Source organism: Sphaerisporangium sp. TRM90804, from assembly GCF_029846175.1.
Lineage (GTDB): Bacteria > Actinomycetota > Actinomycetes > Streptosporangiales > Streptosporangiaceae > Sphaerisporangium.
Window position 1 is genome coordinate 144,284 of record NZ_JARWAC010000017.1, and the last position, 17,796, is coordinate 162,079.

9 protein-coding genes are annotated in these 17,796 nt (G+C 74.7%); 5 read left to right on the forward strand and 4 right to left on the reverse strand.

Annotated elements, in window-relative coordinates:
* The first annotated feature begins 27 nt into the window (after positions 1-27).
* Positions 28-2,868: a glycoside hydrolase family 3 C-terminal domain-containing protein gene (locus PYR91_RS22635; RefSeq protein ID WP_279782537.1), complete on the forward strand. Its 2,841-nt coding sequence runs from the start codon at positions 28-30 to the stop codon at positions 2,866-2,868.
* On the forward strand, positions 2,865-3,884 hold the full coding sequence (locus tag PYR91_RS22640; RefSeq protein ID WP_279782538.1) for a LacI family DNA-binding transcriptional regulator: 1,020 nt from the start codon (positions 2,865-2,867) through the stop codon (positions 3,882-3,884). Before PYR91_RS22635 ends, PYR91_RS22640 begins: the two co-directional genes overlap by 4 nt.
* Positions 3,885-4,084: 200 nt before the next feature.
* On the opposite strand, the gene PYR91_RS22645 is transcribed toward PYR91_RS22640, so the two are convergent.
* A complete protein-coding gene (locus tag PYR91_RS22645; RefSeq protein ID WP_279782540.1) occupies positions 4,085-5,272 on the reverse strand; it encodes a low temperature requirement protein A in 1,188 nt (395 codons plus the stop codon).
* Between the two features lie 501 nt (positions 5,273-5,773).
* On the opposite strand from PYR91_RS22645, the gene PYR91_RS22650 reads away from it, so the two are divergent.
* A complete protein-coding gene (locus PYR91_RS22650) occupies positions 5,774-9,514 on the forward strand; it encodes a BTAD domain-containing putative transcriptional regulator (protein ID WP_279782542.1) in 3,741 nt (1,246 codons plus the stop codon).
* A 98-nt stretch (positions 9,515-9,612) separates the two neighbouring features.
* On the opposite strand, the gene PYR91_RS22655 is transcribed toward PYR91_RS22650, so the two are convergent.
* The 3 genes from PYR91_RS22655 to PYR91_RS22665 form a co-directional block, all read right to left on the reverse strand.
* Entirely contained in the window at positions 9,613-10,185 is a 573-nt protein-coding gene (locus PYR91_RS22655; protein WP_279782544.1) for a dihydrofolate reductase family protein, read from the reverse strand.
* Between the two features lie 482 nt (positions 10,186-10,667).
* Positions 10,668-11,408: a DoxX family protein gene (locus PYR91_RS22660; protein WP_279782546.1), complete on the reverse strand. Its 741-nt coding sequence runs from the start codon at positions 11,406-11,408 to the stop codon at positions 10,668-10,670.
* Between the two features lie 28 nt (positions 11,409-11,436).
* Positions 11,437-13,083: an MFS transporter gene (locus PYR91_RS22665; protein WP_279782548.1), complete on the reverse strand. Its 1,647-nt coding sequence runs from the start codon at positions 13,081-13,083 to the stop codon at positions 11,437-11,439.
* A 222-nt stretch (positions 13,084-13,305) separates the two neighbouring features.
* Between PYR91_RS22665 and PYR91_RS22670 the strand changes: the two genes are divergently transcribed.
* Positions 13,306-15,195: a hypothetical protein gene (locus PYR91_RS22670; RefSeq protein ID WP_279782550.1), complete on the forward strand. Its 1,890-nt coding sequence runs from the start codon at positions 13,306-13,308 to the stop codon at positions 15,193-15,195.
* Positions 15,196-15,279: 84 nt separating this feature from the next.
* Positions 15,280-17,631: an AAA family ATPase gene (locus tag PYR91_RS22675; RefSeq protein WP_279782552.1), complete on the forward strand. Its 2,352-nt coding sequence runs from the start codon at positions 15,280-15,282 to the stop codon at positions 17,629-17,631.
* Positions 17,632-17,796 lie beyond the last annotated feature (165 nt).

Below are 17,796 nucleotides of genomic sequence, written 5' to 3' on the forward strand. Positions count from 1 at the left end.
GTCCCCGGCCGACGAAGGAAGATCCCGATGAGCACCCCCTCCTTGTCAGGCGCCTTCCGTGATCCCGGCCGTCCCGTGGACGAGCGCGTCGCCGACCTGCTCGGGCGGCTCACGCTCCGGGAGAAGATCGGCCTCCTGCACCAGTACCAGGCGGCCGTCCCCAGGCTCGGCGTCGGCGCCTTCCGCACCGGGACCGAGGCCCTGCACGGGCTCGCGTGGCTCGGGCCGGCGACCGTGTTCCCGCAGGCGATCGGCCTGGCCAGCACCTGGGACCCCGACCTGGTGCGCGAGGTGGGCGCGGCGACCGGCGACGAGGTGGTGGCCTTCCACCACAAGGACCCCGCCGGCGCCGGGCTGAACGTCTGGGCGCCGGTCGTCAACCCGCTGCGCGACCCGCGCTGGGGGCGCAACGAGGAGGGCTACTCGGAGGACCCCTGGCTGACCGGGGTGATGGGCACCGCCTACGCCCGAGGGCTGCGGGGCGACCATCCCACGCTCAAGACGGCTCCCACGCTCAAGCACTTCCTCGGGTACAACAACGAGAGCGACCGCTGCTCCACCTCCAGCGGCCTGCCGCCCAGGGTGCTGCACGAGTACGAGCTGAAGGCGTTCCGCGCGCCCCTCCAGGCGGGCGCGGCGGTGTCGCTGATGCCGTCCTACAACCTGGTCAACGGCCGCCCCGCGCTGCTCAGCCCGCTGATCGGCGACACCCTGCGCGCCTGGGCGGCGGACGGCCTGTTCGTGGTCAGCGACGCCTACGCCCCCGCCAACCTGGTGACCCTCCAGGCCTACCACGCCGACCTGCCCGAGGCGTACGCGTCGGCGATCAGGGCGGGGCTCGACAGCTTCACGCAGGACGACAACCAGCCCGCCGCCACGCTCGGCCACATCGCCGAGGCGCTGCGCCGGGGACTGCTGGCCGAGGCCGACGTCGACACCGCCGCCGGGCGCGCGCTGGCGCTGAGGTTCCGGCTCGGGGAGTTCGACCCCGCCACGCCCTACGACCACCTCACACAGGAGGTGGTGAACAGCCCGGAGCACCAGGCGCTGGCGCGGCGGGCCGCCACCGAGTCGATCGTCCTGCTCAAGAACGAAGGCCTGCTGCCGCTGGCCGCACCGGTCGGCGTCGCGGTGGTCGGGCCGCTCGCGGACACCCTCATGGAGGACTGGTACAGCGGCACCCTGCCCTACGCCGTGACGGCCCGCGCCGGCCTGGCCGAGCGGTGCGCGGTGGAGTTCTGCGAGGGCGTCGACCGGATCGCCCTGCACACCCCGGGCGGCTACGTCACCGCCGCCGAGCACTTCGCCGGCGCGCCCCTGACGGTCGGCCAGGCGGCCGGCCCCACCGCCACCTGGTTCGACCTGTTCGACTGGGGCGGCGGTGCGTACGCCCTGCGTGCCGTCGCCAACGGCAGGTACGTCACCGCCGGCGACGACGGCGTGCTCGTCAACGACCAGCCCGGGCCCGGCGGCTGGGAGGTGCGGCAGACGTTCCGCCTGGACGAGCGGCCCCGGGGCGCGCTGGCGCTGCGCCACATCTCCACGGGCCGCCACGTCGAACTGTCCCCGGACGGCGTGCTGCGCCTGGCCGACGACCCGGAGGCCGCCGCCGTGCTCACCCTGGAACCGGTGAGCAGCGGAGCCCAGGCCGCCGCCGAGCTGGCCGCGCGGGCCGACGTCGCGATCGTCGTCCTCGGCGACCACCCGCTGGTCAACGGCAGGGAGACCGAGGACAGGGCCGACCTGTCGCTGCCGGGTGCCCAGGACGCGCTGCTGCGGGCCGTCCACGCGGCCAACCCCGCCACCGTGCTGGTCGTCAGCAGCGGCTACCCGTTCGCGCTGACCTGGGCGCAGGACAACGTGCCCGCCGTCGTGTGGTCCGCGCACGGCGGCCAGGAGTACGGCCACGCGCTGGCCGACGTGCTGTTCGGCGACCAGGACCCCGGGGGCCGGCTCACCCAGACGTGGTACCGCTCGGCGCGCGAGCTGCCCGACCTGCTCGACTACGACATCATCGCCACCGACTCCACCTACCAGTACTACCGGGGCACGCCGCTCTACCCGTTCGGCCACGGCGGCGGCTACACGGACTTCGCCTACTCCGGCCTGCGGCTGTCGGCCGAGGAGGTGGGGCCGGACGACGTGCTGGAGGTGCGGGTCACCGTCACCAACACCGGCAGGCGGCCGGGGGTGGAGGTCGTCCAGCTCTACACCCGCCAGCGGCGCTCCCGGGTGAAGCAGCCGCTGCGCCGGCTCCGCGGCTTCGAGCGGATACGGCTGGCCCCCGGCGAGAGCCGCACCGTCATGATGGCCGTCGACGTCGCCGAGCTCGCGTTCTGGGACGTCACGCGCGGCCGGTTCGTGGTCGAGGAGGCGTCGCACACGGTGCTGGTGGGCCGCTCCGCACGCGACATCCGGCTCTGCGCCCGGCTCGCGGTCGCGGGGGAGCGGATCCCGCCCCGCGACCCGTACGCCCGCCCCGTGCGGGCCGCCGACAACGACGAGTACGACGGCGTCCTGTTGTGCGACGCCGACCGCACGTCCGGCGACGCGGTCCGCGCGACCGAGCCCGGGGCCTGGATCGTCTTCCGCGAGGTCGACTTCGCCGGCGGCGCGGCGTCCTGCTCGCTGGCCGTCACGAGCACCGAGGGCGGCGTGCTCACGCTGCGCCTCGGCGACCCGCTCGGCGGCGAGGCCGTCGGCGCGGTGTCGGTGGCGCCGGGCGGCGACAGGTACGCCTTCTCCCAAGCGCGCTGCCCGCTTGCCGGGGCCGCCGGAGTGCACGATCTTTATGTCGTGTTCGAGAGCGAGGGCGTGACCGTGCGTGATCTCACCTTCACGGCCGCGGACGCGGAGGGCGCCGGGTGAGGACGGTCACCATCGCCGACGTCGCCAGGCACGCCGGGGTGGCGGTGAGCACGGTGTCGTACGTGCTGAGCGGCAAGCGGGCCATCTCCGCCACCACCAGCCAGCGGGTCATGCGCAGCGTGCGCGCCCTCGGCTACCACCCCAACGCGGGAGCCCGCGCCCTGGCCAGCAAGCGCACCAATGTGATCGCGCTGGTGCTGCCGCTGCGCGCGGGCATGCATCTGCCGGTCCTGATGCAGTTCGCCACCGCCGTGGTGACCACCGCGCGCCAGTACGACCACGACGTGCTGCTCATGACCGCCGACGAGGGGCCCGACGGGCTCCGGCGCGTCGCCGCCAGCGCGCTGGTGGACGGGCTCGTGCTCATGGACGTGGAGCTCCACGACCCGCGCGTCCCGCTGCTGCGCGAGCTGGGCCAGCCGAGCGTGCTGATCGGCTTCCCGGCCGACGCCTCCGGCCTGACCTGCGTGGACCTCGACTTCGCCCGGGCCGGCGCCCTGTGCGCCGAGCACCTGGCCTCCCTCGGCCACCGCGAGATCGCCCTGCTCGGCGCCCCGCACGTGGTGTACAAGCGCGGCACCGGCTACGCCGAGCGCACCATGGAGGGGTTCGCCGAGGCCGCGGCCGGGCACGGGCTGACGGCGCACGCCTCGCCCTGCGACGAGGGGTTCGACCAGGTCTCCGCCACGGTGACCGCCCTGCTGGAACGCCACCCCGGCCTGTCGGGCGTGGTCGTGCACAACGAGGCGGCGACCGGGCACGCACTGGGCGCGCTGCGCATGCTGGGCAGGCGCGTGCCCGAGGACGTGTCGGTGGTGGCGATCTGCCCCGACGACGTCGCCGAGCGCGCCAGCCCCCCGCTGACGTCGGTGCAGATCCCCGCCGCCGACGTCGGCCACCGCGCCGTCTGCCTCCTGATGGACAAGCTGGAAGGCGCGACCGTCCCCCACTCCACCCTCCTGGAGCCCCGCCTGACCACCCGCCGCAGCACCGCCCCGGCGCCACCCCCCGCCTGACCTCCGCCCGGCCGCGAGAGGCGACGCTCGCGCGACCGCCCCCGACTGAACGCTCCCCGAGCCCGGCCCGCCCATCCGCCGCGCGCCGCCACCCGCCCCGGGGCTGAGCCCCGCCCGGCCCTCTGGAGAGCGTTTCCGGGGGCTTACGAGCGTGCCCCGGCGCAACCCGTGGGCGCCCGCCGAAGTGGGTGCTCGGCTGCTCAGTGAGCCTTCTGCGGCTCGACCGTGCCGGGGGTGCGGGACGTCGTGTGCTCGGTGACCATGACGGCGACGAGCAGGGCCGCCAGGGCGGCGAGCTGGGCCAGCGCCGACCACAGCCCGAGCGGGGTCGCCGCCGCGGCGAGCCCCGCCGCCGCCAGGCGCACCGGGCGCGCGGGCAGCAGCAGGACCCTGCGGTACATCGCGTCGCCCGCGAGGTAGAGCACCACCCCGGCCGACAGCGCGATGGCCGGGCCCGCGTACAGCGGGTCGATCGGGTGGCCGAGCGCCTTCTTGACCCCGGCGGCGACCGCCACGACGCCGAGCAGCATCGGCATGTGCGCATAGAAGTACGCGCCGAGGATCATCCGGGTGCGGCGTACGGGCTCCGCGCCCGTCAGGGCGTGCTCGGCCGCCTCCTCGTCGCCCTCGGCGAAGTAGCTCCACCACAGGCACGCCGCGAGCACCAGGCCCAGCGAGGCGGCGACCAGCAGCCCGGGGCTCACCAGCCCGTGGGCGCCGATGCCGATGGCCACCACCGACTCCCCGAGCGCCACGATCACCAGCAGGCCGTGCCGCTCCACGATGTGCCCGGCGTGCAGCGTGAACCCCTTCTGGCCGATGAAGTACGGGCTGGTCCACACCAGCACGAGCGCCGCCGCCCACAGCAGGTGGGCCGCCGTCCCGGACTGGAACCCGGCGGCGAACAGCAGCGCCGTGGCCCCCAGGTTGAACGGCACCACGCGGACGAAGGAGGCGGTCGCCTGGAGGTACAGCCCGGCGTGCACCAGCACGACGATCAGGTAGCCCAGCGCGAACGCCCACCCCCCGCCCTCGAAGGCCGTGGGGATCGCCAGCGCCATCACCAGGAACCCGCCCATGCCCATGAGCACCAGCACCCGCCGCGCGGGCCGCTCGGGCGGGACGGTGTTGGTCAGCCACGCGTAGCCGGAGTACATCCACCACATGACGCCGAAGACCAGCAGCGCTCGCAGACCGCCCACGACGGGCGAGGTGGCCGCGTGGCCCGCGGGGGCGTCCTCGCCGAACCCCGCGACGAGCAGGGCCGTGAGCTGGGTCAGCGTGAAGACGAAGACGAGGTCGAAGAAGAGTTCAAGCGTGGAGACGCGCAGTTCCCGCCCGGAGGGGATCGGCTCGGCGCGCTCGGAGAACCAGGAGGGCAAACGCACCCGCCCATCCTTGCCCCCTTCCCCCCGAAACGGTACGGATTTTCCCCACCCCGCCCCACCCACCCCCGGCCGCCGGTCTCCGCACCCGCCCCCGCCCTCCGGTACGCCGGCCACCGCCCCGCCTCCGGCACACCCCGCCCACTCGCCGCCGACCACGCCCTCCGGGGGCCGGTCGCCGCGCTCTGCCTTCCAGTACGGCTGGTCGCCGTACCCGGCTTGCCTCCGGGTACGGCCGCTCACTCGCCCTACCTCCGCCTTGTCTTCCGGTAGGGCTGGTCGCCGTGTCGTGGCCTTGTCTTCCGGTAGGGCCGGTCGTCCTGTCCCGCCCTGCTATCCGGTGAGGGAGGTCGCGTACCGCGGCGCTCTTCGCCACGGCTGGGTTCCGTGCCCGGCTCACCTCCGACCAGCCGGTCGTCGCGTCGGCGTGTGCCTTGGGGGTCATGGATGAGGGGGGCCGGGGGATGGGGGCCGTGAGGACACGTGCGCGCTGCTCGGGTGGGGATGAGGAAGAATCAGGGCGTGTTCTTCGGCATCCTGGGTGCGACGGAGGTGTGGCTCGACGGCGGCGAGCCGGTCGCCGTCGGCGGGCCACGGGTGCGGTCGCTGCTCGGCCTGCTCCTGCTGGACGCCGGCCAGGTGGTCGGCACGCAGCGGCTGATCGACGGCCTGTACGGCGAGAGACCGCCCGGGGACGCGGCCAACGCCCTGCAGTCGCAGGTCTCACGCCTGCGGCGGGGGCTCGGGCCCGAGGGCGGCGGCCTGGTGGAGCTGCACACGGCGGGGTACCGCCTCGCGGTCGCGCCCGAGGCGGTCGACGCGCACCGCTTCGGGCGGCTGGCCGGGGAGGGGCGCGCGGCCCTGGCCGCCGGAGACCGGCCGCGTGCCGTCACGGTGCTGCGCGACGCGCTGCGGCTGTGGCGGGGCCCGGCGCTGGCCGACGTGCCCCACGCCGCGGCCCGGGCGGCCGGGCTGGAGGAGCTGCGCCTGGCCGTCACCGAGGACCGCCTGGAAGCCGAGCTGGCCCTGGGCGGCCACCGGCAGGCCGTGGCCGAGCTCACCGAGCTGGTGGCCGCGCACCCCCTGCGTGAACGGCCCCGGGCGCAGCTCATGCGGGCCCTGCACGGCGCGGGGCGCCAGGCTGAGGCGCTCGCCGTCTTCCACGAGGGCCGCCGCCTGCTGGCCGAGGAGCTGGGCGCCGACCCGTCCCCCGAGCTGACCGCCGTCCACCTGACCCTCCTCCGCGCCACCCCACCCTCCGGCCACCCCGCCCCCACACCGAGCCCCGCCCCTGAATCCAGCCCCACGCCCGGCCGGCCACCCGCGCCCGTACCGGGCTCCGCGCCCGTACCGGGCTCCGCGCCCGCGCCGGGCTCCAGCCCCGCGTCCGGTTGGCCACCCGCGCCCGCATCGGGCTCCGCGCCCGCATCGGGCTCCGCGCCCGCATCGGGCTCCGCGCCCGCATCGGGATCCGCGTCCGTACCGGGCTCCGCGCCTGGATCCAGCCCCGCGTCCGGTTGGCCACCCGCGCCCGCGCCGGGATCCGCGCCCGGATCGAGGCCTGCGCTTGGATGGGCGCACGTGCCTGGGCCGCTACCCCCGGACGGGCCGAGCCCTGTGTCTGGGACGGACCCCGCGCTCGGGACGGACCCCGCTTCCTGGTGGTCGCCCGGTTCCGGGGCGCCGTCGGTGGGGGAGCCGTTCGCGGGGGGCGAGGCTGGTTCTCCGGGGGCGTGGCGGCGGGTTCCGGCGCAATTGACGAGCTTCGTGGGGCGTGAGGAGGAGCTTCGGCGGGTCGGTGAGCTGTTGGGTTCGTCGCGGCTGGTGACGCTCACCGGCCCGGGGGGCGCGGGCAAGACGCGGCTGGCCGTCGAGGCCGCGGAGCGGGAGCCGGGCGAGGTCTGCTTCGTCGACCTCGCCGCCGTCGGCGACGGCGCCGAGGTGCCGCAGGCGGTGATGGGCGCGCTCGGCCTGCGCGAGAAGGGCGTGTCGGCGCTCGCCCAGGCGCCCCCGCCCGATCCGGCGCCGTCCGGCGTCGCGGCGCGGCTGGTGGCGGTGCTGTCGGAACGACGGCTGTTGCTGATCCTCGACAACTGCGAGCACGTGGTCGCCGCGACCGCCGTCCTGACCCGACGGCTGCTGGGCGGCTGCCCCCGGGTGCGGGTGCTCACCACCAGCCGCGAGGCGCTCGGCATCACCGGGGAGGCCCTGTGCCCGGTGCCGCCGCTCGCGCTGCCGTCCGGCGGGGTCTCGGTGCGAGAGGCCATGGAGTATCCGGTGGTACGGCTGTTCGCCGACCGCGTCGCCGCGGTGTCGCCCGATTTCGCGCTGGGCCCGGGGAACGTCGACGCCGTGGTGGACGTCTGCGCCGCCCTCGACGGCCTGCCGCTCGCCATCGAGCTGGCCGCCGCCCGGCTGAGGTCGCTGCCGCTCGCCGAGATCGCCTCCCGCCTGCGGGGGGTCCGCCCCGGGTTCTCGGGCGCGCCGGCCGGTCCGACCGCCTCCTCGGGCGGTGAGGCGGTTGCGCACGACCGGTTCCGGCTGCTGTCGCGTGGCGATCGCACCGCCGCGCCGCGGCACCAGACGCTGCGTGCAGTGGTCGAGTGGAGCTGGAACCTGCTGGAGCCGGAGGAGCGGGTGCTGGCGCGGCGGCTCACCGTGTTCCGCGGCGGCGCCACGCTCGCGGCGGTGGAGCGGGTGTGCGGGTTCCCACCCGAGGAGGTCGCCGAGATCCTGGCCGGGCTGGTCGACAAATCCCTCGTGGAGGCGTCGTCCGGCCGATACCGGATGCTGGAGACCATCCGGGAGTTCTGCGCCGAGCGACTGCTGGAGGCCGGGGAGCTGGAGGCGACGCGCGCCGCGCACGCGGGCTACTACTGCGCGCTCGCCCGCGTCGCCGAGCCGCATCTGCGCCGCGAGGAGCAGCTCGACTGGCTGAGCATGCTGTCGGCCGAGCACGGTGACATCCACGCCGCCCTTCGCTGGGCCCTCGGGGCCGACCACACGGTGGCCATGCGGCTGCTGGCCGACCTGTCGGTCTACTGGTGGCTGCGGGGCCTGGTCAGCGAGGCGGCGTCCGCTGCCAGGGAGCTGGTGCTCGCGCTGGGCGCCGAGCCGCCCGCCGGCCTGGAGGACGAGTACGTCGCGTGTGTCGTGCTGGCCGGTGCCGAGCAAGCCCGCGACGAAGGGCTGCGCGCGCCGCGCGAACGCGCGCGGATGATCGTGTCCGCGCTCGGCCGGTCCACCCGCCAGCCGTTCACCCTGGTGCTGTGGGCGCTGGCCACCGGCCCCGCGGGCGCCGACGGCTACACCTGGGACCACGAGGGCTGGACCGACCCCTGGCTTCAGGCGCTCGGCCGCCTCGGCGACGGGTACATCGAGCTCTTCTACGGGAACCTGTCGGACGCCGACGAACTGCTTGCCGCCTCCCGCGACCGGTTCCGGCAGGTCGGCGATCGCTGGGGCACGATGCAGGCGCTCGACGCGCTGGCCGACGTCGCCGAGCGCCGGGGAGAGCGGGACAGGTCGCTGGTGATGCTGGACGAGGCGCTGGAGCTGGCCGGGCTGCTGGGGGCGACGCAGGACACGGCGGAGCTGCTGTGCCGGCGCGCCGACGCGCTGGTCCGGGCCGGGCGGCTGGAGGAGGCCCGGGCGACGTACCGGCGGGGGGACGAGCTCGCGCGTACGAGCGGCGCGCTGGGGGCGCGGGCGGCGGCGTCCCTCGGGCTCGGCGAGCTGGCCCGCCTGCGCGGCGACCTCGCCGAGGCACGGCGTCACGTCGAGCAGGCGCTGGCCGCGTGCGGATCCGAGTGGGTGAGCGCGACGAGCACGTGGGCGAGGGTGCTCGTCGCGCTCGGGCGCATCGAGGCGGCGGAGGGCGACGCCGCCGGGGCGGACGCCAGGTTCGAGCAGGCGGTCTCCGTCGCACTGGAGCTTCGCGATCTCTCCGGTGTGGCCGGCGTGGTCGAGGGCATGGCCGCCGCGGCGATGCTGAACCAGGACGGCGAGCGGGCCGCGCTGCTGCTCGGCGCGTGCACCGTCCTGCGCGGAGCCCAGCGGCACGACCCCGACATGCTGGCGGTGGCGGCCCGGTCGAGGGAGTTGGTCGGCGCCTCGGCCTTCGCCACGGCCTACGAACGCGGCGCCACGCTGACCCGCGAGCAGGCCCTCACCCTCGCGGGCGTGACCCTCGACGCCTCCATCGGCTGGACGTCTGCCGCCCCCGCCGCTCGCCGTCACCGCTGAGGGCCGGGTCCCGGGAGCGGGGGGCGTGAACCGGGGGCCTTGTCGCCCTTCATGGCGTCCCCCTGGGCCGCGTGCCAGGGGGACGCGCCGGGAGCGGCTCAGCGGGTGGTGCCGCCGGGGCGTTCGTAGTCGAGGATGACGACGCCGGAGGACAGGATCGTGGTGTCGACCAGCGCGAGCTCGGTGGTGTCGTAGTCGGCGAAGATCGGGTCGGCGCCCGACCCGCCGAGGGCCACGGGGTGGACCCAGAGGCGGAAGCGGTCGACCAGGCCCAGCTTCATCAGTTGGCGCGAGATGCTGACGCTTCCGTACACCAGGATGTCGTCGCCGGGCTCGTGCTTGAGCCGGGTGACCTCCTCGGCGAGGTCGCCTTTGGCGAGGGTGGCGTTGTTCCAGGAGAGGGGCTCTTCGAGCGTGCGGGAGAAGACGAGCTTGGGCAGGCTGTTCATGCGGTCGGCCGAACCGGAGTCGTCGGTCATCGAGGGCCACGAACCGGCCATGATCTCGTAGGTGACCCGGCCCACGACGAGCTGGTCAGCGCCGAAAAGCTGGTGATGCGCGTATTTCTCGGTATCTTCACGGAATCGGTCGGTGACCCATCCCATATCACCATTAGGGCCGGTGGCGAATCCGTCGAGCGTCGCGAACAGCGACACGATTACCTTTCGCATGTGATCTCCTTGTGATCTGCTCGGGCAATTCATATATGGATTCTCGTGACCGGTCTCAAACCGGCCGCACGAGATCAGCGCCCCTGATCTGCGGGCAGCACGCAGCCGAAACACGGCATCGCATACCGAAACGGGTGTTCTGTCGACGCGGCTCCGACGCGATTCCGACGTGGCTGCGACGTGGCTCCGACTCGGCGGACTCTGCCGGTCGTGATACGGGGGCAGCGGTCGGTCAGTTGGATCCGATCGGCTTAGGGCGGTCGGATCCGGCCCGCTGTCAGTCGAGTCCGGTCGGTCTGATCCGGTCGCCTGGTCCGGTCAGCCGTCGCTCGGGTCTGGCCGGGTCCGGGCGGTCGGGTCCGGTGAGTCGTCAGCCGGGTCCGGGCGGGAGCGGTCGGTAAGCCGGGGCCGGTCAGCCGGGTCCGGGCGGGAGCGGTCGGTAAGCCGGGTCCGGTCAGCCGGGTCCGGTCAGCCGGGTCCGGTCAGTCGGAGTCGGCGGGCTTTGTCTTCCGGCCGCCGGCCACGAGACGGTCCTGCTGGTCGGTGGCCGAAGATGGGTCCGGGGCCGCTGCGTCGTCCGTGGCGCTCGCCGGTGGGCGTGGCGACTTGCGTGGGCGGGTCAGTTCGGCGGTGTCGCGGGTGTCCGCCGGCTCCTTGGGGAAGGTCACCGGGCCCTTCGCGCCGGTCGCGGGCTCGGCCGGCTTCGCGGCGGGGTGATCCGCGGACGCCGAGGGGGCGCGGTCGGTGGTCTCCCGCCACGAGGAGATCACCGAGTCGGCCTCGTCGTCGGCGGCCATCTCGCTCGCCGCCTCGTTCTCGCGCCGCCGGATCACCACCAGGTGGTCGACCGACAGCCGCCCGGCGCCGACGACGGCCAGCAGCACCGACGCCGCCCCGAGCGCGACGACGAGGTTGATGTCGCCGCCGGTGAGCGGCAGGCCGGTGTCCCCGCTGACCAGCAGGAAGACGGCCAGGGCCTCCACGAAGAGTATGAGGCCGCAGGCCGGCACGGCGAGGCCCGCGACCAGCAGGGCCCCGCCGATCAGCTCGATGAGCATGGTCGTGGCGGCCCAGGCGCCGGGCAGGGGCGCGTCCATCTTGGTGAACTGGTCGCTGGTCGCGGTGAGTCCGAATTCCAGCTTGTGCCAGCCGTTGGCGAAGAAGATCCCGCCGACGCCCAACCGGGCGGCCAGCGCGGCCAGGTCGGTCAAGGTTCGTCTCACGGTAGCCATTCTCTCGGGTCGGTCCGCGTTACACCGACAAATGCCCTGAATCGCGTCTGTCATGCCCGCGTATTTCGCCCTCGCGGTCGCGGGACGTCGGTGACGGGGCGTCTTCGGGGTTGCCTTCGTCGGCGGACGGCGGATGACGCGGCACCAGAGCCAGCGCGGTGAGCGCGGTGAGGGCCAGCAACCCCACGCTCACCAGCACGGTGGAGTGCAGCGCCGTGACGAAGGCGGTGCGCGCGCCGTCCATGAGGGTCGCGCCGGCCGCGCCGCCCAGCTGCGTCGCGACGTGCGCGGCCGAGGCGAGCGACTCGCGCGCCTGGGCGAGCGCCGTCGCGCCCACCCCGGGCACCTGGCCGAGCGCGGGAGCGTAGACGACCGTGGTGATCGTGCCCAGAACGGCCACGCCGAGGCCGGCGCCCAGCTCGTACGCCGTCTCCTCGATGGCCGCGGCGCCGCCCGCGCGCGACTCGGGCGCCGAGGCCATGATCGTGTCGGAGGCGGCGAGCAGCGAGACCTGGACGCCGAAGCCGATGCCGGCGAAGCAGGCGCCCAGCATCCACGGGTGCTGCTCGGTGCCCCAGGCGAGCGTGGGCGCCAGGGACGCCCCTGCGAGGGCGAGACCGCCCGCCATGGTGGCGCGCAGCCCGAAGCGCCGCAGCAGGCTCGCCGCGCTGAGGCCGCCCGCGACCGCCGCCACCATGAGCGGCAGCATGCGCAGCCCGGCCCGCAGCGGGCTGTCGCCGAGCACGAGCTGCAGGTACTGCGCGAGCATGAGCTGCAGCCCCACGAGCGCGAAGACCGCGAGCAGCACGCACAGCACACCCACCGCGAACGCGCGCTGGGCGAACAGGCCGATGTCCAGGAAGGGATGCGCCAGCCCGCGCTGCCGGGCGGTGAACCACGCGAGCAGCCCCACGCCGGTCAGCAGCACCGCGACCGCGGGGCCCGGGCCCGTCACAGCGCCGTGCCCGGCCTCCTTGAGCCCGAACGCCAGGAACAGCACGCCCAGCGTCGACAGCACGGCGCTCGGCACGTCCCACCGGTGGCCGGGGCGGCCGGGGGAGTCGGGCAGCAGACGGACGGCCAGCGGGAACGCCGCGACCAGCAGCGGCACGTTGATCAGGAAGACCGCGCCCCACCACAGGTGCTCCACCAGCACGCCGCCGAGCAGCGGGCCGACGGCGGCGCCGCCAGCCGCCACGGCGCTCCAGACGCCGAGGGCGATGGCGCGCTCCCGCCGGTCGGTGAAGACCTGACGGATGATCGACAGGGTGGCCGGCATGATCATCGCGCCGCCCACGCCCAGCAGCGCCCGCGACATGATGAGCGCCGCCGGGGTCGCGGCGAACGCGGCCGACAGGGACGCGACGCCGAACACCAGGTAGCCCGCGAGCACGAAGCGCCGCCGGCCGTAACGGTCGCCGAGAGTGCCGAAGGTGAGCAGCAGCGGCGCGACGACGAGCGAGTAGACGTCGATGATCCATAGCAGCTCGACGGCGGACGGCTCCAGGGCGGAGGTCAGCGCCGGAACCGCGATGTGCAGGACCGTGGCGTCGACGGCGATCAGCAGGAGGCTGGCGCAGAGCAGTGCGAGGACCGCCCACCGTTGCCGGTGGCCGGTGGCCGCCGCCTCGCCACGTGGGCCGGACCGCGTCCCCAGAAGGGTCATTTCACCCCAAAGTAAGCCAGCCCGCTGAACATGCGTGGCAGCCTAAGGCCATCCCGGGTGATCGTTCAGGGAGTTGCCGCAATGGCCCGGACGGGCCTCGCCTGCGCCGGGAGAGGGTCGCGGGACCGGTGCTTCCCGTGGGACGACCCCGGCCTCTCTAGAGAGCCATAGCTATATGTCCGACATCTAGGCAATCTGCGGTTCGCCGCACACCATGACAGCGTGGGGAACGCCAGCGAGCCCGATCCATCGCCGGTGCCGTCCCCGCGAGACCGGGCCGACCCCCGGGCGTGGTGCGTGGTCGCCGTCGCGCGGCTGGCACGCGACCAGCCGGAGGGAGCGCTGGAGGCCGCCGGCGAGGCGGTCGACCGCGACCCCGAGGGCGAATGGGGCCACCGGCTGGCGAGTCTCGCCCATGAACGCCTCGGCCGCGACTCCGAGGCGGTCGTCGCGGCTCAGGACGCCGTCCGGCTCGCACCCGGCTCCTGGGCCGCGCGGCTACGCCTCGGCTCGGTCATGCGCCGGGTGCCCGGCCGCTGGCGGGACGCCTGGGCGCAGGCCCAGCAGGCCGTCCGCTTCGCCCCCGAGGAGGCCGACCCGCACGTGCTCATCGGCGACCTCGCCCTGCTGCGCGGCGACCACGGGCAGGCCGCCTCCGCCTACCGGAACGCCCTGCGCAGGGACGACGGCCACCCCGGCGCCCGGATCAACCTCGGCCTCACCCACCTGCGCTGGGAACGCCCGCACGGCCACCACGACCCCACCTGGAGCGTCGACGCCCGTGAGACCGGCCACGCGCGGCGCACCCTGGAGCTCTGGTCACGGCGGGTCCGCGTCCTGTCGGCCGCCTCCCTGGCCGTGGTCAGCGTCCTCACCTTCTGGTACGAGCTGCGCGAGGAGGCCCGCGTCGGCGGCGCGGCCGTGCTCCTCCTGCTTCTGGCCCTCACGGCCGCGCAGGCCCGGGCGATCGCGGTGTGGAAGTACGTGCCCGGGATGCTCGCCCGCGACCTGTGGCTGAGCGTGAGCGTGTCGGTAGCCCTCCTGGTGATGGCCGCATACGCGGTGGCGCTGGCGACCATCCCCGACTGGTCGCTCGCCGACGCCGCGGTCCCGCTGGTCTCCGCCGCCTCGGCGGCGGTCGAGTGGGAGGACGTCCTGGGCGGGTTCTGGGCCGGCCTGTTCGGCCTCGTCGTGTTCAACGGCGTCGCCGTGCTGGCCCTGCGCGGCTTCGCCGAGGCGTGGCAGGGCCGCCCGGTGAAGGCCCTCGCCGAGTTCGCCGCCGCCCCGCCCGAGCGGGTCGGGCTGCGCGACACCGGCGTCACGCTGTGGATCGTCGCCGCCCGCCTGTGGTTCCTGGTGGCCCTCATCGGCGTGGCGCCGCTCGTGGCGGGTGAGCGCCGCGCCGCGCTCGCCGGGGTGTGCGTCCCGGCCGCGATGGCGTACGTGCGCGCACGCGGCGGGCTTCGGGGGCGGGTGGGCACCCTGCTGCGCAGGGACCTGTGGCTGGCGGTCGCGGTCGCGTCCCTGCTGCTCGCCTCCGCAGCCCTGGTGACGGCGGGCGCGGTGCGCGCGCTCGGTGGGCCGGTGTGGGCGGCGGAGCGGGCGTGGTGGACGGTCGCGGGCGCGCTGCTGCTGTTCGCCGCGGCGTTCCTGCTTCGCGCCGCGCGCGCCTGGTGGCGCGGGTCCGCGGGGCCGTGGCGCGGGTCGCTGATCCTCTGCGAGGGCTGCGGGCCCCGCCTGCCCGGCGAGGTCACCCCCTCGGTGGCGCTGGGCGCCGACCTGCGCCGCGCGTTCACCTACTCGCGCAACGTCGTGCTGGCCTACGTGGGCGCCGACGGGCCCCGCACGCTGGCCGTCGGCGCGGTGACCTCGGTCAGCGGCTCGGGGGAGCTGCGCCTGATCGTCGCGGAGGAGGCGTGGTCGGCCGCGGCGCGCGACCCGCGGGTGGCCGTCTTCGTCGCCGATCCGGTGGAGCGCAAGTTCTGGGCCGAGGTACGGGGGATCGCCCTGGCCGACCCGGTGGAGGACGTGCTGCGGGTGACGCCGAAGCACGTGCTCGTCGGCGAGTACCCCGGTCGCCACGAGGCCCGCCCCTCCGCGCGCCGTCCCTGATCCGGCGCGTGCGGAAGGCACGGCGTCGGGACGCGCGCTTCCAGCCTCGGTGCGGTATAACCGGGAGGCGACCGGGGAGGCAAAATGCGGGACTCCGACAGGGCCCGGCCGGCGGGGCGCGCCGCGGCCCGTGATGCGTTCGAGCAGGTCCGACTCCGTTATTTCCGGCTTTCCCGGACCACGAGGCGGATCATCTTCGGCACGGCCGTCATCGGCGCCGTCGCGGTCTCCATCCCTCTCGGCGGGTCGCCGTTCACCACATTCGTGACGATGCTGTTACTCCTCGGATTCGCCGAGCTCACCCTTCGGTTTCCCCGCGCAGCCGCGACCGTGCTGGTCGTGGTGGCCTGGTCGTCCCTCATGGTGGTGATGGGCAGCTTCCTTCAGCCGAACTTCCCGCTGCCCACCCTGTACATCCTGCTCGGCATGGTCACCGGCGCGGCCGCCCACCTGATCCGCTGGGTCACGCCGTGGATCACCACGCTGGCCGCGCTCGGCGCCGCCGCCCTGGTCGCGTTCGCCGTGGCGCTGTCCTCGCCGGCCCTCGCTGTGTGGGCGGCGTACGGCGTCGTGGCCGCCGTGCTGGCCTACCGCCTGGTGCAGGCCAGGCAGGTCCGCCGCCGGTTCGCCGCCGCGGCGCCCGCGACCGCCGTCCAGGTCGGGCAGCGGGTGCGCGACGGCGCCGCCGAGCGCGACGGCCCCGCCGAGCGCGGCGCGCCCCCGCCGATCTCGGTCGAGGAGGCGCTCGGCGAGCTGGAGGGCATGATCGGCCTGGAGCCGGTGAAGGAGCAGGTGCGCTCGATCGCCGCCTCCATCGAGGCGTCCCGCCTGCGGGCCGAGGCGGGCTACTCCACCGAGCCGCCCATGCGCCACTTCGTCTTCGCCGGCCCGCCCGGCACCGGCAAGACCTCCGTGGCGCGCACCGTCGCCAAGATCTTCTACGCCTTCGGCCTGCTGGATACCCCGTACGTCGTCGAGGCGCAGCGGGCCGACCTGGTCGGGGAGTACCTCGGCGCCACCGCGATCAAGACCAACGAGCTGATCGACCGGGCGCTCGGCGGCGTGCTGTTCATCGATGAGGCCTACAGCCTGGTGAACTCCGCCGAGGGCCAGCCCGACCGCTTCGGCGCCGAGGCCGTGCAGACCCTGCTGAAGCGCGCCGAGGACGACCGCGACCGCCTGATCATCATCCTGGCCGGCTACGACAAGGAGATGGCCGCCTTCCTCGGGTCCAACCCGGGGCTGTCGTCCCGCTTCTCCACCCGCGTCAAGTTCCCCTCCTACTCGGCGGCCGAGCTGCTGCGCATCTGCGAGGTGCTGCGGGCGCGGCGCGGCGAGCGGCTGTCGGCCGACGCCGGCCCCGCCCTGCTCTCCCTGTTCGAGGACGTCCAGCGGCGCGGCCTGGTCGACGAGCTGGGCAACGCGCGGTTCGCACGCAGCCTTGTCGAGGGCGCGGCCCAGGCCCGCGACGTGCGGGTGGTCGGCGCGGGAGGCTCCCCCAGCCACGTCGACCTGGTCACCACCACCGCCGCCGACCTCACCAAGGCCTTCAACGACATCACCGCCCGGTTCCGCGGCTACCAGGCCACCCCCAGCATCGAGGAGGCGCTCGCCGACCTCGACGGCATGGCCGGCCTGGAGCCCGTCAAGCGGCAGGTGCGGGCCATCACGGCGCAGCTCCGCGTCGCCCGCATGCGCGAGGAGCAGGGGCTGCCCGCCCCGCCCCAGATGCGGCACTTCGTGTTCGTCGGCCCGCCCGGCACCGGCAAGACCACCGTGGCGCGCGTGCTCGGCCGCGTCTTCGCCGCCCTCGGCCTGCTGTCGCGCCCCGACGTGGTCGAAGCGTCCCGGGCCGACCTGGTCGGCCAGCACCTCGGCGCCACCGCGATCAAGACCAACGAGCTCGTCGACCGGGCGCTCGGCGGCGTGCTGTTCATCGACGAGGCGTACAGCCTGGTCAACAGCGGCTACCACGGCGGCGACGCCTTCGGCGCCGAGGCCGTGCAGACCCTGCTCAAGCGCGCCGAGGACGACCGCGACCGGCTCGTGATCATCCTGGCCGGCTACGCCGCCGAGATGGAGCGGCTGCTGTCCACCAACCCCGGCCTGGCCAGCCGCTTCAACCAGCGTGTCTCCTTCCCCTCCTACACCCCCGCCGAGCTGACCGAGATCGCAGGCCTGCTGGCGAAGCGGTCGGGCGACCGCTTCGACGACTCGGCCCTGCGCGACCTGGCCGACGTCTTCACCTGGGTCTGCGCCGAGGGCCTGATCGACGGTCTCGGCAACGGCCGGTTCGCCCGGTCGCTGTTCGAGCGGGCCGCGCTCGGACGCGACGTGCGCCTGGCGGGGCGCGGCGGCACGGCCAGCGCCGCGGAGCTGACCACGATCACCAGCGAGGACGTCCGCGCCGCCGTCGACGAGCTCGCCGACCGCTGATCAACGCCGGCCCGCCGGCCGGTCCGGCGCCCTCACCGGCAGACACCTGAGCGAGATGACGACAATCCTGTCACCGTCTGGTCGCCGCGTGTAGCAGGATGGACACCGAGAGTCACCGGGCGGGCTCTCGGTGTGCGCGATCCGGCGCGACTCGGCAGCGGGCGG

Bases quoted from the DNA above. Each gene is read 5' to 3' on its own strand.
- PYR91_RS22635 (WP_279782537.1), top strand. From the start codon at position 28: ATGAGCACCCCCTCCTTGTCAGGCGCCTTCCGTGATCCCGGCCGTCCC.
- PYR91_RS22650 (WP_279782542.1), top strand. From the start codon at position 5,774: ATGAGGAAGAATCAGGGCGTGTTCTTCGGCATCCTGGGTGCGACGGAG.
- PYR91_RS22655 (WP_279782544.1), bottom strand. From the start codon at position 10,185: ATGCGAAAGGTAATCGTGTCGCTGTTCGCGACGCTCGACGGATTCGCC.
- PYR91_RS22665 (WP_279782548.1), bottom strand. From the start codon at position 13,083: ATGACCCTTCTGGGGACGCGGTCCGGCCCACGTGGCGAGGCGGCGGCC.
- PYR91_RS22675 (WP_279782552.1), top strand. From the start codon at position 15,280: ATGCGGGACTCCGACAGGGCCCGGCCGGCGGGGCGCGCCGCGGCCCGT.